The 23,033-nt window shown below is 54.9% G+C and carries 13 protein-coding genes; 12 read left to right on the top strand and 1 reads right to left on the bottom strand.

What is annotated here, in order from left to right:
• The first annotated feature begins 357 nt into the window (after positions 1–357).
• From ACFSKT_RS12155 to ACFSKT_RS12120, 8 genes are all read left to right on the top strand, one after another.
• On the top strand, positions 358–4,707 hold the full coding sequence (locus ACFSKT_RS12155) for an InlB B-repeat-containing protein (RefSeq protein ID WP_377721274.1): 4,350 nt from the start codon (positions 358–360) through the stop codon (positions 4,705–4,707).
• Positions 4,708–4,873: 166 nt separating this feature from the next.
• A complete protein-coding gene (locus ACFSKT_RS12150) occupies positions 4,874–6,613 on the top strand; it encodes a sensor histidine kinase (protein ID WP_377721273.1) in 1,740 nt (579 codons plus the stop codon).
• The gene (locus ACFSKT_RS12145; protein WP_377721272.1) at positions 6,610–7,971 is read left to right on the top strand and encodes a response regulator transcription factor; all 1,362 of its coding nucleotides are present in this window, start codon (positions 6,610–6,612) and stop codon (positions 7,969–7,971) included. The genes ACFSKT_RS12150 and ACFSKT_RS12145 overlap by 4 nt, the downstream gene beginning before the upstream one ends.
• Before the next feature lie 431 nt (positions 7,972–8,402).
• Entirely contained in the window at positions 8,403–10,094 is a 1,692-nt protein-coding gene (locus ACFSKT_RS12140; protein ID WP_377721271.1) for an extracellular solute-binding protein, read from the top strand.
• 76 nt (positions 10,095–10,170) lie between these two features.
• Positions 10,171–11,061, top strand: coding sequence for an ABC transporter permease (locus ACFSKT_RS12135; protein ID WP_377721270.1), 891 nt, complete (start codon positions 10,171–10,173; stop codon positions 11,059–11,061).
• 12 nt (positions 11,062–11,073) lie between these two features.
• On the top strand, positions 11,074–11,958 hold the full coding sequence (locus ACFSKT_RS12130; RefSeq protein WP_377721269.1) for a carbohydrate ABC transporter permease: 885 nt from the start codon (positions 11,074–11,076) through the stop codon (positions 11,956–11,958).
• Between the two features lie 29 nt (positions 11,959–11,987).
• The gene (locus ACFSKT_RS12125) at positions 11,988–14,429 is read left to right on the top strand and encodes a glycoside hydrolase family 31 protein (protein ID WP_377721268.1); all 2,442 of its coding nucleotides are present in this window, start codon (positions 11,988–11,990) and stop codon (positions 14,427–14,429) included.
• Positions 14,430–14,605: 176 nt separating this feature from the next.
• Entirely contained in the window at positions 14,606–14,746 is a 141-nt protein-coding gene (locus tag ACFSKT_RS12120; RefSeq protein ID WP_377721267.1) for a hypothetical protein, read from the top strand.
• Between the two features lie 246 nt (positions 14,747–14,992).
• Here the strand turns inward: ACFSKT_RS12120 and ACFSKT_RS12115 are convergent, their stop codons facing one another.
• On the bottom strand, positions 14,993–15,259 hold the full coding sequence (locus ACFSKT_RS12115; protein WP_377721266.1) for a hypothetical protein: 267 nt from the start codon (positions 15,257–15,259) through the stop codon (positions 14,993–14,995).
• Positions 15,260–16,016: 757 nt separating this feature from the next.
• On the opposite strand from ACFSKT_RS12115, the gene ACFSKT_RS12110 reads away from it, so the two are divergent.
• The 4 genes from ACFSKT_RS12110 (at position 16,017) to ACFSKT_RS12095 (ending at position 23,014) form a co-directional block, all read left to right on the top strand.
• Positions 16,017–16,736 (top strand): VCBS repeat-containing protein, encoded by a 720-nt coding sequence (locus ACFSKT_RS12110; protein WP_377721265.1) that lies wholly within the window; start codon positions 16,017–16,019, stop codon positions 16,734–16,736.
• A 211-nt stretch (positions 16,737–16,947) separates the two neighbouring features.
• Positions 16,948–17,517: an SF0329 family protein gene (locus ACFSKT_RS12105; RefSeq protein ID WP_377721264.1), complete on the top strand. Its 570-nt coding sequence runs from the start codon at positions 16,948–16,950 to the stop codon at positions 17,515–17,517.
• A gap of 224 nt (positions 17,518–17,741) precedes the next feature.
• The gene (locus ACFSKT_RS12100; RefSeq protein ID WP_377721263.1) at positions 17,742–18,467 is read left to right on the top strand and encodes a DUF6882 domain-containing protein; all 726 of its coding nucleotides are present in this window, start codon (positions 17,742–17,744) and stop codon (positions 18,465–18,467) included.
• Between the two features lie 410 nt (positions 18,468–18,877).
• Complete coding sequence (locus ACFSKT_RS12095; protein ID WP_377721262.1) at positions 18,878–23,014, top strand: carbohydrate-binding protein; 4,137 nt, start codon at positions 18,878–18,880, stop codon at positions 23,012–23,014.
• Positions 23,015–23,033 lie beyond the last annotated feature (19 nt).

Below are 23,033 nucleotides of genomic sequence, written 5' to 3'. Positions count from 1 at the left end.
TATTCGGATGAAAAGAAGATAGATAATTTTCGTAACGCATTTTTTTCTCGCATCATAATCGTCTACACTCGCAACCGATCTCTACCTTAGGATCATTGCTGCGGTGATATAGTGAAGGAGGAAATCATTCACCACGTGTTAGATGCAAATGCCGGTGAAGAGTTGGGGGCATCACGATCATGAGGAAGTAATCGACAGGTCTTTTTGAAAGCGATTACATCCATTTCCATCCGAAGGCGGTGATCTACGCGGCACGGCATTTAAGGAACAGTCTGCATGTTTCGTCAAAGGGTATTCTGTGAAGCTGCCTTTTGGCACGTCATCTCTATTTGATCAATAAGGAGACTGCACATTTCCATGAAACAAACCTATCCACTGAACCGCAAACGGTTCCTTAGTCTGCTTCTCGCGCTGGTGCTGATGGTCTCGGTCGTCTTGCCGGCGACGGCCTTGGCCGAATCTTCAACGGATGTGCCGGCATCGGCGGCCTCCACGGCGAGCAGCGCTACGCCGGAACGCATCCGGGATGGCGTTATCCTGCACGCCTTCGACTGGAATTTAAGCGTCATCGAGGACAATCTGCAGGCCATCGCGGACGCCGGGTACACGGCGATCCAGACGTCGCCCATCATGGGCAGCGCATCGGGGACCAACTGGTATTTTGCCTATCAGCCCCGCAACATGTTCGCTGGCGGCAACGGCAACCGGTACGGCGACAGGGACGCGTTCGTCAGCTTGACCACCGCCGCCGAAGCTCTCGGCATCAAGGTCATCGTCGACGTGGTAGCGAACCACATGGGGAGCACCGCCAACTCGGATGCCCCGTGGAATGACAACACCCATTTCCACAATGTGAGCGCAAGCGTTGGGTATAACGACCGTTTTCTTCTGACCCAGCCGAATATGATCAGCGGCCTGAGGGATCTGAACACGCACTCGAAGTTCGTTCAAGATTCCTTCATCGCGTATCTGAAGGATATGATCGACGCCGGCGCGAGCGGCTTCCGCTATGACGCCATCAAGCACATCGAGCTGGACGACGACGCGCCTTCCCCGGCGAGCATGGCTGCAGGCGCGACGAATGAGCGATATCCGCAAGGGGAGTTCGCAAGCGATTACGTGAAAAACGTGACCGGCGCCGCCAAGTCCTACTTCGAGGAGAAGGGCAAGGAGAACTTCCAATACGGCGAGGTACTGCAAGGGGGAGACCCTGACAACGACAGAATGGCCGGCTATGCCAAGTACATCGACATGACCGCTTCCCGGTACGGGCATGATGTGCGCGGCGTCCTCGAGCTAGGGGACATCGGCCGTCTCGACAAATGGGCGGATTACGCGGCCGAGGGTCTGACGGCCGACCGGCTGGTGCCTTGGGTGGAATCCCACGACACCTACAACAACGAAGGAGAGTCCCTGAGCTTCAGCCCGAAGCAGATCAGACAGGGCTGGGCCATGATTGCCGCCCGCAAGGACGCATCCCCTCTCTTCTTCGCCCGTAATGTCAACGCCGACGGAAGCCAGAGAACCAGCGTGCTGACCGCGGACAACGTAGATAACAACCGGCCGCAGTGGAGCCATCCCGAAGTCGTGGCCGTCAACAAGTTCCACAACGCGATGGCGGGACGGGACGAGAATCTGGTCAGTCTAGGCAGCAATGCGGTCATGATCGAGCGCGGCACAACCGCGGACGGCGGCGGCGCGGTGCTGCTTAACGCGAGTACGACCGACCGTGTTCTGGGCAGCGTGCCGGTGAAGTTCTTGAAGGACGGCTACTATGCGAACGCGCTGAATCCATCCAACGTCTTCACGGTAGCGGGCGGCAGGATCAGCGGGACCCTACCCGGCAACCCGGCGAAAGTATCCAACACCGACACCAGCTCGAACCCCGGCCTCGTGGTTCTGATGGGTCTGGAGGACGCAAGCTCCGCCGTTCTGGCCGCTTTGCCAAGCGACGACGATGTGATCGCCGGCAACAGCTTTACCGGCAACCAGCTCCGGCTCCGGATGTCGGCTGTCCGTGTGACCAACGCCAGTTACGCTATTAACAACGGCGACGCCGTTAGCTTTGACCATGACGATATGATCACCGTGAGCGGCAACTACAACGATCCGATCACCGTGACGTTGGTAGGCCAAGCGGCGGGAGGCAAATGGATCACCAGCGCCTTTACCTACACGAGGGTCGAGCCTGAAGAAGAGGTCGCCCCGCCGGTCGCCGAGCCGACGCACGTCAACGCGTATCTGTCCATCAACCGTAACGCGAGCTTCCAAGGCTGGGCGAGCACGGGAATATGGGCGTACAGCTTCAATCCCGAGCTATTCGGCGGCTGGCCCGGCGGCAAGATGACGAGAATGAAATATAACGGCGTCGATACCCATTGGTACAAAATTACAATGCCCCGGTCTGCCGTCGGCGGGATTATTTTCAACAACAACGCGGGACAACAAACGAACCAACCGGCGATTACCGCCTCCATGCTTAATGATGAGCAATTATATTTCTATGGCAGCAGCGCATCGAACTTGAACATCAATGGCTCCTCCGATAGCGGCAACAACGCCCGCGCTAACTGGGACACGGCGTTTGCCGCAGGCAACAACATCGGCTATGCGGCCAGCGGCATATTCCCGCCAGGGCGCAACGGCGTGATCTTCAACACGTCGGGCGGCAGCACGGTCGACAACCAGTATGTCCGGGAAGGGGAAAAAGCGACCCGTCCGACGGTCGATCCGACCCGCACCGGTTATCTGTTCGACGGAAAATGGTACACCGATTCGGCTTTGACGCAGGAGTATAACTTCGATACCCCAGTGGTCAACACGCTCGGCGACGATCATATCTACGCGCTGACCCTCTACGCCGGATGGATTCAGCTGGAAGCCGACAAATTCCTGGTCGAGTTCAATGCCCAGGGTGGCAGCAAGGTCGCGTCCATCCCTAACGTGGTGAGCGGCAGCGCCATCGCCGAGCCGGCGCCTCCGGTTCGGGACGGTTATACGTTCGGGCGATGGTACAAGGATTCTGCCTACGCGACGGCGTGGAACTTTAGCACCGACACCGTGACGGCGGCGACGACGCTCTTCGCCAAGTGGGACCTGGCATCCTACGCCATCACTTATAGAGACGGTGCAGTCTCCGCCGTTATGCCGGGCAGCGAACCGGCCGCCTATACTATTGAAACGCCGACTTTCAATCTGACCGACCCGAGCCCGAAGGAAGGGCATGCGTTCGACGGCTGGTTTACCGACCCGCAATTCCGTCCGAGCGCAAAGCTCGCCAGCGTTGCATCGGGCTCCGTCGGCGATTTGACCCTCTACGCCCGCTTTACGGCGAATACCTACACGGTTGCGCTGGATCCTCAGCGCGGGTCGGGCGGTACGGAAAGCGTATCGGTTGCCTACGGCGGCAAACTGCCGCTTGGAATCAGCCGTCCTGAAAGAGATGGATATACGTTCCAAGGTTTCTACGCAAACGCAGACGGTAGCGGCCAACAGTATTACAACAGCAACGGCGTCCGAGTATTCGAGGGCAGCTGGCTGACCGCGCCCGCGAGCATCTACGCGCACTGGACAACGAGCCATCCAGGGCCAACGACGCCACCGCCTAGCACCCCTATGCCCTCGACGCCTGCACCATCCGATGTAGTCAAGGACGGGGATAAAGCGATTGTGGAGCTTGGCAGCGGCATGACGTCGAAGTCCATTCCGGTACAGGATATCGGCGGATTATCCCTCCAGGTGAAAGCCGCGAATGCGGTGCTTACGATTCAAGCGGAGGCGCTGAAGCAATGGCTGACTCAGGCGGGCAATCCGCCCGGGGCAAGTATGGAAGTAACCTTCGCTTCGGCGACGGCCGGCGATCTCGCGAATGCTCCGGCCGTTGGCGGTGGGGCGCGCGCGAAAGCTGCAGGCGCGGTCTACGACATGACGCTTAAGCTCAAGCACGGCAACCAAGTCACCGATATCCGCCATGTAGGCGGCGGCGTTGAGATTTCCCTGCCTTATGGTCATGAGGCGGATGAAGACCTGCTGGGCGTCTATTATTACAACGAAGGCACCAAAGCATGGGAATATGTTGGCGGCAGCGTAGATCCCGTCAAGCAGACCGTGACGGTCACGCTTGAGCACTTGAGCAAGTATGCCGTGCTGGAATATGCGAAGTCCTTCGCGGATGTGCCTTCGAACCACTGGGCTGCCCGGACGCTGGAAGTATTGGCGGCGAAGCACATCATTAACGGCACGAGCGATACGCTCTTTACGCCGAATGGACCTACCACTCGCGCTGCATTCACCTCCTTGCTCGTGCGGGCGCTTGGCCTGACGAAAGCAGCCGGCGCGCTTCCGTTCGACGACGTGCAAGCGGGCCAATGGTATGCGAACGAAGTCGCGATCGCTTATGAAGCTGGGCTTGTCACAGGCATATCGGAGACGAAATTCGATCCGAACGGGACCATCACCCGTGAACAAATGGCGGTCCTGCTCGTTCGCGCCTATGCGTACGAGAACAGCGCCAGTGCAGCGTCCGGTCAAGCTGCAGCCGATCTCAAGGATGGCGCAAGCATCTCCTCATGGGCTGTAGAAGGCGTCAATAAAGCCATCGCCGCAGGGCTTCTGCAAGGCAAAGGAAACGGTAACTTCGACCCTGCGTCCAACGCGAGCCGCGCCGAAACCGCGCAAGCCATCTTGAACGTGATCAACAAGCGATAAGATGAAATAGAACGATTGCGAGTCAGGGCCTCCTATGCCGGTTTGAAAGGCGGGGAGGCCCTAAACTCGCTTCCGCCGCAAAGGCAGTCAGCCGTCTCGTTTTGTGTCGAAACGTGTAGTGACAGACCCGCTGGCCGTGTTAATATGGTTGAACGGGAGGGGAACGATGATCAAACCTATACTGCGCGGCGGTTTCAAACAGGTTACCTTCAAGAATAGAATCATCTCGATTTTTATCGTGAGCAGCTTGATCCCGTTTATTTGTCTCGGGGTGGTTTCCTTTTATACGATCGATTCCATCATTACGAACAAGGTGGAAAGCTCGATTAAGAGCGAGCTGGAACAGGATTTGCTCGCGATGGAGAACACGCTGAATAACTTAAACCACGTCTCCCAGCAGCTCGCTTTCGACGGCGGGACGAATAAATTGTTCGAACGGCTCGAGCACGCGAGCGCGCCCTATGAGAAATTGCAGCTTCGCAACGAGATCAAGAGCGAGCTGAACGTGATCGTATTTTCCAATCCGAATGTCGGGTTGACCATGTATTATGCCCCGGATACGCATACCTACGATTTCGAGAATTTCTTCGTCCGCGATAACCGCTTCGAGCCCGGCGAGCTTCCCGTCATGGCGGAGTATCCGGATATTACGTATTTCGGTCCGCATTTGAGCATCAATCGCTCCATTAATCAGCCTGTCATCAGCACGATGCGCCGCGTCAATCTGCCGGAGCAGAACCTGTATCTGTACATAGAGACGGGATTCAACGTGCTGAAAAATATTCTCGAGCCTACCCATGGGCAGACGTCGAATCGCCGATTGCTCATTTTGGACAACGACGACCGCATCGCCTATAGTCAACTCGGCGACCGCTTCCCCCAAGATCGGCCGTTCCCGAGGGGCAGCCAGGAGACAGTCTCCGGAACTTATGGAAGCTATGCCTGGTATATCGAGACAAGCAATCAGGGATGGAGTCTCGTGTCCGTGCTTCCCAAAGACGAGCTCAACCGCGAGAAAAACCAATGGCTGCTGCAGATCACCGGCTTCTTCCTCTTCTTCTTGCTGGCCGCGGCGTTAACCGCATGGATTCTGTGGAAGATGGTGTACCGGCCGCTCGACCGATTCAATAAAGAGATTAAATCGCTGCTCCATTCCAACGTAAAGGAGCCGACGGATGCGATTCATATACCGGAGTTCGACTATCTGTTGTACCAGATCCGCAATATGAAGACGAGAATCTGGGATCTATACGGAGAGATCGAGCAGAAGGAGAAGCGAAGAGCCGATCTGGAAGTCGAGAAGCTCTTATACCAGATCAATCCGCATTTCCTGATGAACACGCTCGATACCGTCCACTGGCTTGCGACGATGAACGGGCAGAAAGAGATCGACAAGCTGGTGCTTTCCCTCAACCGGCTGCTCAATTACAATTTAGGCAAAATGGGCGAGGCGACGACGATCGGCGCCGAAATCGAAGCGTTGCAGGAATATTTGACCCTGCAGCAGATTCGCTATGATTTCCGGTTCGATGTCGATATCGACGTGGAAGAGGAAGCGATGTCGCTGACCATTCCCCGCTTTATTCTGCAGCCGCTCGTGGAGAACTCGCTCTATCACGGCGTGAGCGACGACGGTTACATTCACGTGAATATTCAACTGCACGACGAATTGAAAATTACGATTCAAGATAATGGCGCGGGCATGTCTCAAGAGAGAATCGACCAGCTGCTGCTTGGCGAAGCGGAAGCGAGCAAGCGAATGGGAATGGGGATTGGCATGCGTTACGTGAAGCGCGTGCTGGAAGCAAACTACGGGGAACAGGCCCGTTTCGCCCTGAAGAGCGAGGTAGGCAAAGGAACGACCGTCTCGCTGATCATTCCGGTGATTGGAGCTGAAGAGCGATGATTCGCGTACTAATCGTGGACGACGAGAAGATCGTCCGTAAAGGAATTGCGACCTTTATGCCTTGGCAGGATTACGGGATGGTCGTGGTCGGAGAAGCGAATAACGGAGAGAACGCGCTGCAGTTCATGGCGAGCAATAAGGTGGATTTAATGCTTACCGATCTCTCCATGCCGGTGATGTCCGGCATCGAATTAATGCGGGAGACAAGATCGAAATACCCGCATGTTCAAATCGTGGTGCTGACCTTGCATCAAAGCTTCGAATACGTGCAGGAGGCGCTTCGGCTCGGCGCTATCGACTACATTTCGAAGACGCAGCTCGAGCAGGAGCAGCTGGAGGATGTGCTTGGCCGGATTGCGGCCTTGATGCGCCAGAAGGGAACCGAACGAGCTCCGGCAGCGCCGAATAAGGGAGACCTGACAGAGGCCGATGAAGTATACGTGCTGTACAAGCTGGTCGACCAAGGGGCGGACGCGAAGCCGGACGAGACTTGGGAGGAAGGGGCGGTCGAGGCGGATGCCGGCGTCTGGTATTGGACCAGCAGGCCCAAGTCCGTTCCTGCAGGACGGGAGGCCGCCCTCGTCTGCTTCCGCGATCTGGCGGAGCTCGACCATAAATCCGTGATGCAGCTGCTTCGGGTGTACCGGAATCATGACCTATTCTACGATTATGATCCTGCCGCGTCCTGCACCGTTGTCTCCGACTGTGAAGTCCGCTTGAATCGGAATCGAGAAGAAGCGAGCTTCTCCATTAGCGCGATCAAACAAGGCTGGCTGTCCTCGGAGTGGATCTTCGATGAGGCCTTGTTCGCGGAGCGGATCCAGGCGCTGAGAGCGATGAGACTGCCCCCGATTCGGCTGGCGAGAATGTTCTATACGCTGACCGATGAGTGGAATAAGCTGTATCAGCATATCGCGGCGGCGCCGATCGAGATCGAAGATACGTTCGCCAGCTGGGTCCAGTTCGAGGAATGGCTGAGAGGAGCCAGGGAACTTATCCTCCAAGCCAATCTTAAGCCTCAATATTCGGTGGAAATCCAGACGAGCATTACCAAGGCGATGAATATCGTGCAGCAGAGGATGGATCAGTCGGTAAGCGCAGCCGAGATGGCGCAGATGGTCAACATGAGCAGCAGCTATTTCAGCCAATGCTTCAAGCAGATTACCGGTCAAACGTATACGGACTATTCGCGCGACATGCGAATCGAACGGGCGAAGGAGTTTCTGAGAAGCACGACCAAGACGATTCAATGGATCGCGGAGCAGATCGGGTACAATGACGAGAAATATTTCAGCCGTCTATTCCGGGACCATGTCGGCATGCTGCCAAGCGAATACCGCAGACAAAACAGACCCTAGAAGCCCGGTGAAGAAGTGGCCGGAGAGTCGGTATGGAGCTGGAGCAGCTGAAAGCTTTCTGGTAGAAAGCTGCTTCGGAAGCATTTACTTGCGGTCGCCTTTGGTGAATGCTGCGTTCCTGGATGGGGACGCAATCCAATCACCAGATGTAAACGGATTTCTACCTCTGAACAACTTGAAATCAAAGAAATCCGGTTACAACAGCGAGTGGAAGCCCGTACCGACCGGAGGTCACGGGTTTTTCACCACACTACTAAAGGCGCTTAGGGTAGAAAATTCGTCCGAAACAAGGTAGAACTTTTTCGGACGTCTTTTTATTTTGTCGACCAAATTCAACCTGAATCCGTCGCGCGGTCTATCCCGCCCTGCGCCGCATCTTCACTATAATCGAGTTGTACAGCAATTACAGTTGACCTAGGGGGAAGCATGGAATGAAAAAAGCGAAAACCGGTTTGGCGGTGCTGCTCGTGGCGGCCGTTGCGGGACTAACCGCTTGCAGCAGCGGCGGCGAGAACGGCAATAACGCAAATAAGGCCAATACCTCTTCATCCTCGAATACGGGCACCAACGCAGCAGAAGTCATCGATCCGATGGCGAAATTCCCGGAGCCGGTCGAGGTCGGCATCGGCCGGGCCATCGATCCCAACTACAAGTTCGAGGGCAGCGATACGGCGGAGGACAACGCGTATACCCGCTGGCTGAAGGATACCTATAACATTGTCGTCAAGCATACGTGGGAAGCTTCGATCGCGGACTACAATCAGAAGGTAAGCATCTCGATCGGCAGCAACGACTTGCCGGACGCCATGCTGGTGAACGAATCCCAGGTTCGCCAAATGGTGAAGGCGGGCCAACTGGCCGACCTGACCGAAGTATACGGGAAGTATGGCAACGACAGACTGAAGCAAATTTACGCGTCCAATCCGGGCCTGCTCGATAACGTCACCTTCGACGGCAAGCTGTACGCGCTGCCGGAGACGACCTTGCCTTCGGCGCCGCTGACCTGGATTCGCCAAGACTGGCTGGATAAGCTGGGACTTACGGCGCCGAAGACGCTGGAGGACCTGGAGAACATTGCGAAAGCGTTCGTCGACAATAAAATGGGCGGCGACAACACCATCGGCATCGTCGGTACGGGGCAAGGCGGCTCGCTGTATGCGAACTTCCTGGCGTCCAGCGACCATTTCATGAATTTCTCCCCGCTGTTCTTCGCGAATGACGCTTATCCGGGCATCTGGGTCAAGGACCAGGACGGCAATGCGGCATACGGCTCGACCCTGCCGGAGACGAAGAACACGCTGGCGTTAATGAAGGACTGGTACGAGAAAGGCATTCTCGATAAAGAAATCGGACTGCGCAAGAGCAGCCAGGAAGTCATCTCGAGCGGCCAAGCGGGCATCTTCTTCGGTCCATGGTGGTCGCCGTACAACTTGACGGATTCGATCAAGAACGACCCGAACGCGAACTGGAAGCCGTTCGTGGCTCCGCTTGACGCGGAAGGCAAATACAACTCCAACCAAGCGACCGGCAGCACCTTCATCGTCGTGAAGAAGCAGTTCAAGCACCCGGAAGCGGTTATCAAGATGCTCAACATCCACGTATCGGAGAAGGATCCGAGCTATGCGACGGCGGTCGGCAAAGAGCTGACGAGCCAGGAGATCCCGCTGTTCCTGATCATGGGCCACGGCGACCAGCTGGATTACGCGGTCAACACGACGCAGAAGGTATTGAAGGGCGAGATGACGCTGGAACAGGTCGACAAGCTGAATTACGGCTTCACGTACGAGCTGTCCTCCCACGTCAAGGACGTGAAGCTTGAACCTTTCGACAACTACGATATTCAGCATTGGAACAAGGACGACGACTTCTTCTCGCATCTTTACGCACACTTGAACGGCGGTTCTGCCTTCATTAACGCGGACATCAACTGGGTGAGAAGCCTGGCGACGGCCCAGACGCAGACGATGCAGACCAAGTGGACCAATCTGAAGAAGCTCGAGGACGAGACCTTCCTGAAGATCATCATGGGCGGCGCTTCGATCGACGAATTCGATACGTTCGTGACCAAGTGGAAGGATCAAGGCGGCGACCAGATCACGAAGGAAGTCAACGAGCTGAAATAACGGCGCAATCGTTCAACAACGCTCAAGACGGGTGACACGGTTCACTCGTCTTGACTTGATTAAGGGGATCGTCCGCATGCGTAATAAAGCGTTCTATAAACATTATTACCTGATGCTGCTGCCTGGCCTGCTCTGGCTGTTCTTCGTGAACATCTTGCCGATGCACGGCATTCTGATGGCGTTTAAGGATTTCAATGCCGGCATGGGCGTCTTCCGCTCGCCGTGGGTCGGCCTGGACCATTTCCGGTACATGTTCGAGCTGGACGACAGCCGGATTATTTTCATGAATACGATCTTCATCGCCTTATTGAAAATGGTCGGCAATCTGATCGTGCCGCTCATCTTCGCGCTCATGCTCAATGAGGTGCGTCATCGGCTGTTCACCCGGTCGGTGCAAACCGCGGTCTACCTGCCGCACTTCCTGTCCTGGGTCATCGTAGCCGGCATTATGCTGGATATTTTCTCTTACACCGGTCCGGTCAACCGGCTGCTGTCCTCATTCGGCGTGGAGCCGCTCCTGTTCTTTGCGAAGCCCGAGCTGTTCCCGGCCCTGGTCGTAGCCAGCGATATTTGGAAGGAGTTCGGCTTTGCCGCGATCATCTTCTTCTCGGCCCTGACGTCGATCAACCCGGAGATGTATGAGGCGGCCGCCATAGACGGAGCTTCTCAATTCAAGCGGCTGACCCAAATCACGCTGCCGAGCATTGTGCCCGTCGTCGTCCTGGTCGGCACGTTAAGCATGGGGAATATTCTGAACGCGGGGTTCGACCAAATCTTCAACCTGTATAATCCGACCGTCTATTCCACCGGCGACATTATCGATACCTGGGTGTATCGGGCCGGTCTGATTGATATGCAATACGGCTTGGCAACGGCAGTCGGGCTGCTCAAGTCCGTCGTCGGCTTCGTCATGATTTCGATCACGTATGGCCTGGCGTACCGGTTTGCAAACTACAGAATCTTTTAGGAGGTGCTAAGCTTGGTCGAAGAACGCTCGTTACTTTCGAAGATAGGCAACGGACTCAATGTGGTTCTATTGATCCTGATTACCCTCCTTTGTCTCTTGCCTGTCTGGTATACCCTGGTTATTTCGCTTAGCGATAAAGCGCCGGTCGCGGCGGGTCAAGTTTTCGCGTGGCCGAAGCAGTTCACCCTTGGCTCGTATAGGGCGATCATGGAGGACCCGCAGTTTTTCCGTTCGTTCTGGATTTCGGTGCAGCGCGTCGCGTACGGGGCGTTGATCACGTTCATCGTCGTCCTCTTGATGGCGTACCCGCTGTCGAAGTCGTCCGAGGAGTTCAAGCCCCGGAACCTCATCATGTGGCTGCTCATCTTCTGCATGATGTTCAGCGGCGGCCTGGTTCCTTGGTTCATGACGATGCGAGATATCGGGCTGATCAACAACATCTGGGGCCTGGTGCTCGGAGGAGGCCTTCCCGTATTCAACGTCATCCTGGTCATGAACTATTTCCGCAACCTGCCGAAGGAGATGGAGGAGTCCGCCTTGATGGACGGCGCCGGCCCGTGGCGGATCCTGCTCGGCATCTATTTGCCTTTGGCCAAGCCGGTCATGGCTACGATTCTAATCTTCACAATCGTTGGACATTGGAACGAATTTTTCCAGGCGCTTGTGCTAATGAATAAGAACGAGAATTATCCGCTGCAGTCCTATATTCGGCAGGTAGCGGTCGTCGTGAACACTTCACAGATGGATGCGGAGACGGCCAAGCGCATGACCAGCCTGTCTAATCAGACGCTGAACGCGGCTAAGATCTTCATCTCGATGCTGCCGCTGCTCGTGATTTATCCGTTCTTCCAGAAGTATTTCGTCAAGGGCATAACACTAGGTTCCGTTAAGGGATAACGAAGCGTGAAGGAAGGAAGGACAACACCATGCTTACAAGCGAAACGATACATCCGGATAAAGGAGGAATGCTGACCCGAATTGAAAGCAGCTGGCGGATCGGCATGATCCAGGCCGTCCTCGAGCAGGAGGGCGCGTATGTGTTCAGAGGCGAGCAGGCGTCGCTTATGCTCCAGCCGGTCAATGCTTCCATCGTGCGCGTCAAGCTGCTGCCCGACCATCGGGAAGACAGGGGCACGACGATCGCCGTTCAGCCGGAAGCATTCGTGCCGGTCGCGTCGCATCTGGCGGAAGAGCCTGAGCTGTACCGGCTGACCCTGCCGGCGGTCACCGTGGAGATTCGCAAGCAGGATGCCGTGCTGGCATTCTATACGGCGGAAGGCGAGCTGGTCTCGGACGAAGCGGGTCTATACCAGACCGGCCGCGGGCAGTACGGCTGCCGCAAACGGATGGAGCCGGATTCGCACGTATACGGGCTAGGGGAGAAGACGGGCTTCCTGGACAAGAAGGGCGAGAAATACGATATGTGGAATTCCGACATCTATGACCCGCATGTGCCTGAAATCGAAGCCCTCTATGTCTCGATCCCGTTCCTGATCCATTACCGTTACGACAAGCCGGCTTACGGCATCTTCCTCGATAATCCGGGGCGCTGCTCCTTCGACATGCGTTCGGACACCGAGTCCTATACGTTCCAGACCGTCTCGGGCACGATCGATTACTACTTCGTTCTCGGTCCCGATCTGAAGAACGTGATCCAAGGCTACAGCCGATTGACGGGTACGATGGACCTGCCTCCGGCCTGGGCGATCGGTTACCACCAATCCCGCTACAGCTACATGAACCAGGAGGAAGTGCTGACGCTTGCGCGCTCGTTCCGCGACAAGCGGATTCCGTGCGACGTGATTTATCTCGACATCCATTACATGGACGAATATCGCGTGTTTACGTTCGATCCGGCGCGTTTCCCTAACCCCGTGGCCATGATGAAGGAATTGAAGGAGATGGGCATTCGCATCGTGCCGATCGTCGATCCCGGCGTGAAGAAGGATCCGGAGTACGCGGCTTATCAGGAGGGAATCCGGAACGATTACTTCTGCCGCAAGCTCGAGGGTGAGCTGTTTATTGGCAACGTGTGGCCGGGAGCCAGCGCTTTTCCGGATTTCACGGATGAATATGTACGGTCGTGGTGGGGAGAGAAGCACCGTTATTATACGGACATGGGCATCCACGGCATCTGGAACGACATGAACGAGCCGGCTGTATTCAACGAGAGCAAGACGATGGACCTCGATGTCGTGCACCGCAATGACGGCAGCCCGAAGACGCACCGCGAGCTGCATAATCTGTACGGGATGCTCATGTCGATGGCGACGCAGCAAGGGCTGAAGCGTCAGCTGGACGGTGAACGGCCTTTCGTGCTCACGCGCGCGGGCTATGCCGGCATTCAGAAGTACGCGGCGACATGGACGGGAGATAATCGCAGCTTCTGGGAGCATCTGGCGATGTCGATTCCGATGGTGCTGAACTTAGGCCTGTCCGGCCAGCCGTTCGCAGGACCGGATATCGGCGGCTTCGCCCACCATACGTCGCCGGAGCTGCTCGCGCGCTGGACGCAAGCCGGCGTCTTCTTCCCTTACTGCCGGAATCATAGCGCCATCGATACGATCCGCCAGGAGCCATGGGCGTTCGGGCCGGAGATCGAAGAGATCTGCAGAACCTACATCCGTCTGCGCTACCGTCTGCTCCCGTACTTGTATACGCTGTTCCATGAGGCGCACGAGACCGGGCTGCCGGTTATGCGGCCGCTCATTCTGGAATATCCGACGGACCGCAAGGTTTATAATTGCTGCGACCAGTTCCTGGTCGGCCAACACCTGCTGGTCGCGCCAATCCTTCGCCCGAGCACGGAATACCGGACGGTCTATCTGCCTGCGGGCGAATGGATCGATTTCTGGAGCGGCGAACGGTTCGAAGGCGGCCAGCACGTGATGGCGCATGCGCCGCTGGAGCGGATGCCGATCTATGTTCGCGCAGGGGCTGTCATCGCGGAGCTTCGGGACGAGTCATGGAAGCCGGTCTTGGGTGCGGGGGCTCGGATCGTACTCGCCATTCACGGCGCTCAGGCAGGCACGCGCGTAACCGGACGCTGGTATGAGGATGACGCCAGCACCTACGCCTATGAGCAGGGGAGCTTTAACGTGCTAGAAGTGACGGGTCGATTCGACAAGGACGCGATGACGCTCGATCTTCGCTATTTGTCCAAGGGATTGCCTAATTACCGGGAGACGGTGGAGATCGAAGTGAACGACCTGAATTTCGTACCGAAACAGATGCTCGTCGCCGCTTCGGAGGGGGAAACGGAACTGGAAGCGCAAGGCGGAAGCTGGTCGTTCGACGCGGAGTCGTCCAAGCTGAAGCTCGCGGTGCCGAGTGCGTTCCAGAACATCACAGTCAAGGCTGTAAGGTAGTCCCTTCAAGCAGGACGGCGGCAGGCCGCAGCAGGGTCAGTTGTTCATCCTAAACGATTACGGTCTTCGGACTGTGATCGTTTTTTTATTATTTTAGGTTGTGATCAATATCACATCCCTTACGCGGTAGGAAGGCTACAATACGCTTATAAACCGTTTTTGGAGGAGTGAGGGAAATGGAAGTGATGTTCGTCATCATGGGATTCAACGCGGCGCTGATCGTTATCATGGGTATTCTGGTAAAGGGCGCACTGGACATGGAACCGATGGATAAAACCTATCCGACCGGTCAAACCCTGAATGGAGGCGTTAAATAATGGATACGATGGCCATCTACCTTTACTTCTTCGGCATGCTTGCGCTGGTGCTTGTCGGATTGCTAGTCCCGGCTCACTATATCACGATCCCAAAAGACGACGACAACTAGGTGAACGCGGACGAAGCGGGAGGTACGCAGATCTGCGCCAACGGAACGGATAGCGAGAAAAAGGCAGCCCTCTGCAAGTGGTTCACTTGAGAGAGCTGCCTGGTTATGAATCTAGAACACCCGCCCACCGGGCTTATTATTGCTTGTATACCGTTCCCGCGAATTTGCAGTAATACATTGCGCCAGGAACATAAGGGCCGTTATATTGCCAGCCGCCCCCGTCATACAGATACACAACGCCGCTGAAACCTTGTGCATCCGAATAATAGGTGCTAGGTCCGCATTGATTTCTCCAAATCCCAAAGTCTACATATTTGGACTCTTGTGCGAAAGCAGATACGGGAAGGCTCAGCGCCAGTGCCAGCGCTCCCGTAGCAAGGATGGATTTTTTGAAGAGCTTCATTAAGTTTCACCCCCTTTCCTGTAAAGGAATATTCGATCCGAACCGCGCCTCTCTGGGAAGAGGGTCGGATTAGAATCCATCTGAATGGGAAGCTTGAAACCGCTGGAGGTATTGGAAAATTTGTTGTAATTTGATATTACTACAAAAATTCAAAAGCGGAAGAGCCTTCAACAAAGAGGTTGAAAAATTGATATTAAAACAAAAAAATTGGTATCTCACAAGGTTTCGACGGGGATGATGAGGTTTGTATTGCCCCGATGCGCTCGCAGCCAACAAGCCTCTTCCGATTGGAAGAGGCTTGTTGGCGTTCGCGATTGGCGAGGCAGAAGGTCAGGCGCGGCAGGTTAAAACAGCGTTGGCGTCGGGGAACAGTTGAAGGAAACAATATCTCTTAATGCAATCGAATAGGGATTCCATCTTCCGCCGAAGAACCGATAGCCATAGGCGCTGGATTCCCCTACGGTCGTTAAAAAGAACCAGAAATTGTCTCCGTCTCTAAGCCAAATGTAGGTGAAGCGGTACAAACAATTTTGAAGACCAACCGTGGGGAAAAGGGGGGGCGGTTGTATAAATCCCATAGTAGACGTTCACTCCTCGTTGTAAGTAGACTTACAACCAGTTTATGCCCAGGGTCAACGTTTGAGTTGGACGGATGCCTACGGCGCGCCTATGAACACAAGACAACGAAATTTGTAACCACCTGCGTATTCGCCCATACGATGTAGAAAACATTAAATCCTTATAAAAGGAGAAAACTATGTATCCTTACTATTTTAGGGCGGTTGCAGGCGAACCAAGTATCGTTTCTTTTGCCTCGGGAGATGTAACCGGCGACGGCATCGCCGATTATGTCTATCTCACGGGGGTGCGAACGCAAGATAGCCCGTTTATACAGAACATCACGCTGGTCGTCCGAGATGGCGGCAGCGGCCATGTGACCCATGTAGCGCTGAAAGATAACGCGGGATATAATCCAAGATTATTTCTAGGCGACTTTACGGGGAACAGAATCCCGGATATTTTGATCAGCATCGATTCCGGCGGCAGCGGAGGAATGATGATTCACTATATCTATTCGTTCGTAAACGGCACACCGCTGGCGATTTTCGATTTTAACGTGTACAACGAGACCTTTAAATACCAGGTTACTTATAAGGATAATTACAAAGTCGAGGTCGTCAGTATGGCGAACAATTTGACCTATATCCTTGATCTGTCCTACAAAGGCGTTGATTATTTAAACGAAATTTATGACGATAGCGGGAAGCTGAAGCAGCCTATTAGCGGATTTGTGAATCCGCTTAGCGGATTGTATCCGGTCGATTTCGATGGCAACCAGGTCTATGAGCTGCTGGCCTACCAAAAAATCGCCGGGAGATATAACGCGGACGCGCTGGGATATGTCTTGAACACGTTGGCTTGGAGAGAGAACCGGTTTATTTTGGGGAATCAGAACGTAGCGATTAACGGCGCGTAGCATTTGTTGCGAAACAGGCGGAATCGCCTTGTTGAAGTCAGTCATGAAGCCTCTTCCTGTTGGGAGAGGCTTGCTGCGCTGCGATCGATGGAACAAGCCCTCCGTCTCCACTGGTATCCGTTTGCCGGTATTCGTGCGAAGCTGGTTATTGTATGATGGGTAATAAAGCGGCGCTTGAAAAAGCACGAAGTAGGAATCATTGGAGGTTTACATGTCCTGGAGCAAAGTGAAGCAGCAGCTGGAGAGTTTTCTTACGCCCGCGCTAGCGGGGAGGTTCGAGTACCGGGCCACCGGCTACCGTTATTTACCCGACAAAGCAGGGCTTTGTTATATTGCCGTAGATAAAAAGAACGTCTTCAATATGAGTGATGTTACGACTTCCATCCGATGGTATCAGACGGAGCAGGAAATCAAAAATGATGCGCAGCTCCAAATCCCGATCCATCAGGACGACATTGAAGCGGTCCGAAAAGAAACCAACGGGCTCGTTCCGGAGGAACGTCTGCACGTCATGGCACGAGGCCGAAAAATAGCAGCGCTTGCCAAGGAGCTCATATCCGCGCAGTCTGCATTAAGCAAATCCAACTTTATGGTCGTCGCGAATCAATTTTTGTCCAAGCCGATTGAAGAGAGCCTCGAGAGCAAGGAGATCTTGTTGAATATCCTGGCATTGGCGGACAGAAGAGTCGGCAAAAAACGATTGTTAACCATGCGCGAGAAAATCCATTTAAAGCATCCGGTCGTGCAGTATATGTATGAGCTGCGGCTAAGTACGATGTGACTATAGTTAGATCTGTTCGGAGCTGGAATAATGGATTGCGTTCAAAAAGGGGGCCAAATCGTCAACCCAATGACGTTGGCCCCCTTTTGCATGCGCGAAATCATCTCGCTATTTAAACACTTTTACGCGTTCCCAGCATCAGGAAATTTATTGCAATATTCTTTCGAAGCTACTATGGTAGAACTTGGGTGTTAACCCGGAACAAAATCGAAGCAGGTGAATAAATGGGATGGTTTGATTTTTTGAAGAAACCGCAACAGACGGTACTCCTGGACAAGAACGAGTTACATGCAACCGAGGATTTTTCATCGCTGCAACAATTAATCGAGCGATACGGCGGTGCCGCCATTGAAAAGCAATTCGCAATCGGCGATACGATCGCGGACTTGGATTGGAATGTGGATATGACGGTAGGAACCGCGACCTTCGGGTCGGATTTGACGTTCCCCATTCAAATGTTGGGCAGTGTCTCGCACCAATCCGACACCTGGTTATGGGCATGGGCAAACACGCAGGCACAGATATCCCCGAATATTTTAAAACAAGCCCATCTCCTGAAAGCCTACGGCATGAAGAACAATATTCCCGAACTGACGCAGACGAAGGTTTTCGCGACTAATTATGAAGGACATGTACTGGCAAGCATTGCTTCCGGCATGTTTAAAAGCCGTTTTTATTATGCGGGCAATTATGGCGCGGGAACCGCCTTTTTCACGATTGATCTCATGGAAGAGGACTTGAAGAAGCACCCCGAACAGGTGCTGACCGTATTTCCGCAGCTGATTCAAACCTTTGAGCTCGATCACCGAAAAGCGCTGAGCTTCTATCTGAAAGATAAAGGCTTTACCACCAATGAATCCAAGGACAGTATAACAGCCTTTACGGCCGAGCTTACGGTTAAAGCGAATTTCGACGAAATCAATCGGATGACCAATCTAACGGCCTCTTAAACCATCTTCTTCAGTCATGTACGGATGGCGCTCAATCCAGACCGTCATGAGCGCCATCTTCATCGGTTCATACGCCGGGCGTCTGGAAGAGCTGTCATGGACAGCTCTTTTTTATATTCGTTATGGGACTGATCCCCTGTCGATTCACTTCCTCCTCGTCATCTATTTATTACAAAATTATTGTTTTTAATGTTTAAAATTCAAAAAATTCATTGAATCATTCAATATTATTGAAACAAATCATTGACTTTGCCTAGAAAACGCCGATATACTCTCGATATATTAGAGGATTGGAATGAAACGAGGTGAGGAGACAATGGTGTTCGGGGAAGATCATCACGATCAGTCAGCTGAAAGGCAATGATAAATGTAAGCGCTTTAATTTAATCGATGAGGTGATACGTTTGCTGTTGAAACGAAGTATAGCGGCCATGCTGTGCGTGCTGCTCTTGTTTGCCCCTCAGGCGGCATCCGCCTATAAGAATCCGGCAGTGCTGCCGGACGAGTGGGGACAATATGGACTTGGCGACCCTTACGTGATGAAGTTTAACGGTATGTATTATTTGTATGTAAGCACGAGAGATACCGATATCGGAGTCAAAGTGTGGAGCTCGCCGGACCTTGTCCATTGGAGCTATGGCGGATTGGCCGCAACCGATCCGGTAACGAAGGGCGCCTACGCTCCCGAAGTCGTGTACTGGAACGGATATTTCTACATGTATACCTCTCCCGCTGGCAATGGCCATTACGTGCTGCGCAGTGAGAGCCCGACCGGTCCGTTCACCGTGCAGACGGGTAATTTGGGCCATTCGATCGATGGCAACGTCTTTATCGACGATGATGGCCAATGGTATTTCTATTATGCGAACGGAGCGGGGATTCTGGCGGCTCCGATGCCTACGCCGACGACAATTGGCGACAGCGTCCATACAGGCGCCAATATGAACGGTTGGACCGAAGGTTCTACCCTGTTCAAGCGCGACGGCAAATACTATATGACGTATACCGGCAACCATGTATTCAGCAAAGGCTATCGGGTCGACTACGCGGTCAGCGCGGGCCCGCTCACGGGCTTCGTGCGTGATTCGGATAACCCGATTCTGATCAGCACGGAAGGTGCGACGGTCGGTCTCGGCCATAATACGGTTGTCGTAGGTCCGAATCTGGACGCTCGCTATATGATCTATCACAATCTCGAGGGACAGGGCATTGTCGGACCTCTTCGCCATATGGGGATGGACCGGATCGTGTTTAATGGGGATAACATGTCGGTGCTCGGACCGACGACAACCGAGCAGCCGGATCCGGAGATGCCGGATTTCGAAGACCGCTTCAATCGCGCGGAGCTCGGCCCGGCGTGGACGAATGCGGACGGCGGCAGCTGGAGCGTTGATTCCGGCGTTCTGCGGCAGCAAGCCGGCGGTACGCGCAGACTGGTGACCACGGCTTCGGCCGCAAGCAGCTATACGGCAGAATTCAACCTGCAGTTGGCAGAGCCCGGCGATACCGGCAGCTCGCGGCTTGGGACCGTATTCTCATACCAGGATGAGAATAACTTTGGCACGGCGCTGTTAGATCCGGCGAGCAATTCGCTCTGGACGCAGTTCCGGGTGAACGGCGCCGATATGGGATGGGAAGAGAGCTCGCTGCCGGAAGGATACGATTATACGAAGCTGCATCAGATCCGGGTTGAGAAAGCAGGCGATACATTCAAGATCTACGTCGACGGCATGCTGAAGCAGACGCGCGGCGCGATGCTGGGCGGCGGCGGCATCGGTTACGTCACGGAGAACGCGAAGGCGAATTTCGGCTACGCCGCTTTCAGCAACGACGTGAACGGCAGCAGCGATTTTGACGCCGCGAAGCCGGTTCCGGGCCAAGTCGAGGCCGTCCATTACTTGTCAGGCGGCGAAGGGGTCGGGTATCACGACCAGACGCCGGGGACAAGCGGCGATTACCGCGGAGAAGCCATGGATACGGGCAAAGCGGATGACGGGGCGTCATATATCGCCGCATTCGAGAAAGGCGAATGGCTGCAATATCGGCTGAACATCGCGGAGACGGGCAGCTACGATATCGATCTTTCTTATGCGGATGCGGCGCGGGGCAGCAAGGTGCAGCTCACGCTGGATGGCGGGCAGCCGCTGGGCGAGGTTGAGCTGGAAGAGGACGCGGACGCCGCTAGTGCAGGATGGCAGACCGCACAGCTGAATGGGGTACAACTGCCGGCAGGCGTCCATATCTTGAAGGTCGCTGCCGTATCGGGCGCGACTTCACTGGATAAGCTGACGTTCCACCGGCACGCGGACGTTCCTGTTCTCTACGATAACTTCGATGATGGCCAGGATGATGGCTGGAACCGGTATGAAGGTTTCTGGCGCGTGAAGACCGACATGGCCGAGGAGGAGCAGGATTACGATGCCTATCATCCGATCCCGGGCGCGATCGGCACGGTTCATTATATCTCCGGCGGCGAAGGCGTCGGTTATCATGAGCTTACACTCCAAAACATCGGGGGCCAGTACCGGGGAGATTCGGTCGACGTTCGCTCCAATCCGGCCGGCGGCGGTTACAACGTCGGCTGGAACCAGGCGGGCGAATGGCTGAAGTTTAACATTGACGTAGCGGAAGCCGGAACCTATAACGCCGAATTCAAAGTGGCGACTACGCTGGATGGAGGCCAGATCCGGCTGTGGCTGGACGATACGACGGATCTGACCGGTATCGTGGACATACCGAAGACCGGCGACTGGAACATCTGGAATGTGGTGCTCCAATCCGGTGTTGCGCTGCCGGCGGGCAAACATACGCTGAAAGCCGAGACCGTTCGCGGAGAATTTGATTTTGCGGGTATAGCGCTGACGAGGACGGATCAGCCGATACCGGTACCCGGCGTCATCGAAGCCGAACATTACAAGCCCGGCGGTGAAGGCGTTGGCTACCATGACTTGACGCCTGCGAACATAGGGGGCAAATACCGAGCAGATAAGGTCGATATTCGATCCGCTGCATCCGGCGATCAGATCGTAGGCTGGAATCAAACCGGCGAATGGCTGAAGTACAACATCCGCGTCGCGGAAGAGGGACTGTACGACCTGGACTTGTGGGCGGCTACGACATTCGCGGATGCGCAGGTCCGGTTATGGCTGGATGACAAGACGGATTTGACAGGCATCCTTACCGTCCCTGCTTCCGGCGACTGGAATACGTGGAAATCGGCGACGAAATCCGGTATCCGGCTGCCGGCCGGCGATCATGAACTGAAGGTCGAAATCGTCAAAGGCGAGTTCGACATGACGAGACTGTCGCTCACCCGATTCGATCAGCCGCACGCGCTGCCTGGATTTATCCAAGCCGCTGATTATCGGGCAGGCGGCGAAGGTATGGGCTACCATGATCTGACTCCCGCCAACATCGGCACGGAATACCGCAATGATGCGGTCGACATCCGCCGGAATGCGGGCGGCAGCTACAATGTGGGATGGAATGCGACCGGCGAATGGCTGGCCTACAACGTAGAGATTGCCGAGGCCGGCGTGTACAACGTCGATTTCGTGACCGCCACATCGATGGACGGCGCGAAGGTGCGGCTGTGGCTCGACGATGCAACCGATCTCACCGGTGAAGTCGATATTCCGAATTCCGTCACCTGGGAGGATTGGGCAACGACAACGAAGCAAGGCGTCCATCTCCCGGCGGGCGCGCATACCTTGAAGGTCGAAACCGTCAAAGGCGATTTCGACTTCCAGGGCATACGGGTTCACCAGAATCCGATCGTACCGAAGGTTGCTCATGCCGGCGAGTATCAGGCGGCGGTCGGCAGCTTCGCGAAGACGACGATCGGGGATGCCAACTGGTCGAATTACAGCGTGGAGTCCGATATCAGGCTGATCAGCGATTCCGGCGACGGAGGCATTCTGCTCCGGGCGAGCAACCCGGCTCACGGCAAGGAGCTGAATCAGAACAATGCGGACTTCGTACAAGGCTATGTCGTGTACCTGAACAAACAAGGCGTTCATCTCGGCAAGCTAAATTATGGCTGGACCTATTTGACAGGGGCGCCGCTCGAGGTGAGGACAGGGCAATGGAAGCATGTGAAAGTCGTTGCGCAGGGTGCCCGCATTCAAGTCTACGTCGATGATAGGAGCACGCCGGTTATCGACTATACGGACCGCAGCGGCAGTCCGTTCACGCACGGCAAGGTCGGCATGCGGACATTCATGAATGAAACGAGCTACGACAATTTCACGGTTCTGCCTGCCCCCATTATCGCGCCTGCCATCGGTCAGCTGCTGGATTGGTTTGGCTCAGCCGGGCAGTTAGACGAGAACACCTGGAGGCAGTTGGATAAAGAGCTTGAGCATGCTGCCGATGCGGTCGACAAGAAGAAGCCGGATTGGAAACAAGGGATCAAGCATCTGGACCTTTTGCTGAAGCAGCTGAATAAAGGGAAAACGCCGGAAGAGGCATCCGATCAAGCTAAGGCAACGCTCCATCGGAGCGTTAACGCACTCATTGAGGCGTGGAGCGCAAATCTTGGCAAGTAGTCCCTATTAACCTCGCGGT

The organism is Paenibacillus xanthanilyticus, from assembly GCF_042682185.1.
GTDB lineage: Bacteria > Bacillota > Bacilli > Paenibacillales > Paenibacillaceae > Paenibacillus_Z > Paenibacillus_Z xanthanilyticus.
The sequence above is the reverse complement of the archived record's forward strand: the minus strand, read 5'-3'. Positions and strand labels throughout refer to the sequence as shown.

Bases quoted from the DNA above. Each gene is read 5' to 3' on its own strand.
- ACFSKT_RS12155 (WP_377721274.1), top strand. From the start codon at position 358: ATGAAACAAACCTATCCACTGAACCGCAAACGGTTCCTTAGTCTGCTT.
- ACFSKT_RS12150 (WP_377721273.1), top strand. From the start codon at position 4,874: ATGATCAAACCTATACTGCGCGGCGGTTTCAAACAGGTTACCTTCAAG.
- ACFSKT_RS12145 (WP_377721272.1), top strand. From the start codon at position 6,610: ATGATTCGCGTACTAATCGTGGACGACGAGAAGATCGTCCGTAAAGGA.
- ACFSKT_RS12140 (WP_377721271.1), top strand. From the start codon at position 8,403: ATGAAAAAAGCGAAAACCGGTTTGGCGGTGCTGCTCGTGGCGGCCGTT.
- ACFSKT_RS12135 (WP_377721270.1), top strand. From the start codon at position 10,171: ATGCGTAATAAAGCGTTCTATAAACATTATTACCTGATGCTGCTGCCT.
- ACFSKT_RS12125 (WP_377721268.1), top strand. From the start codon at position 11,988: ATGCTTACAAGCGAAACGATACATCCGGATAAAGGAGGAATGCTGACC.
- ACFSKT_RS12120 (WP_377721267.1), top strand. From the start codon at position 14,606: ATGGAAGTGATGTTCGTCATCATGGGATTCAACGCGGCGCTGATCGTT.
- ACFSKT_RS12115 (WP_377721266.1), bottom strand. From the start codon at position 15,259: ATGAAGCTCTTCAAAAAATCCATCCTTGCTACGGGAGCGCTGGCACTG.
- ACFSKT_RS12110 (WP_377721265.1), top strand. From the start codon at position 16,017: ATGTATCCTTACTATTTTAGGGCGGTTGCAGGCGAACCAAGTATCGTT.
- ACFSKT_RS12105 (WP_377721264.1), top strand. From the start codon at position 16,948: ATGTCCTGGAGCAAAGTGAAGCAGCAGCTGGAGAGTTTTCTTACGCCC.
- ACFSKT_RS12100 (WP_377721263.1), top strand. From the start codon at position 17,742: ATGGGATGGTTTGATTTTTTGAAGAAACCGCAACAGACGGTACTCCTG.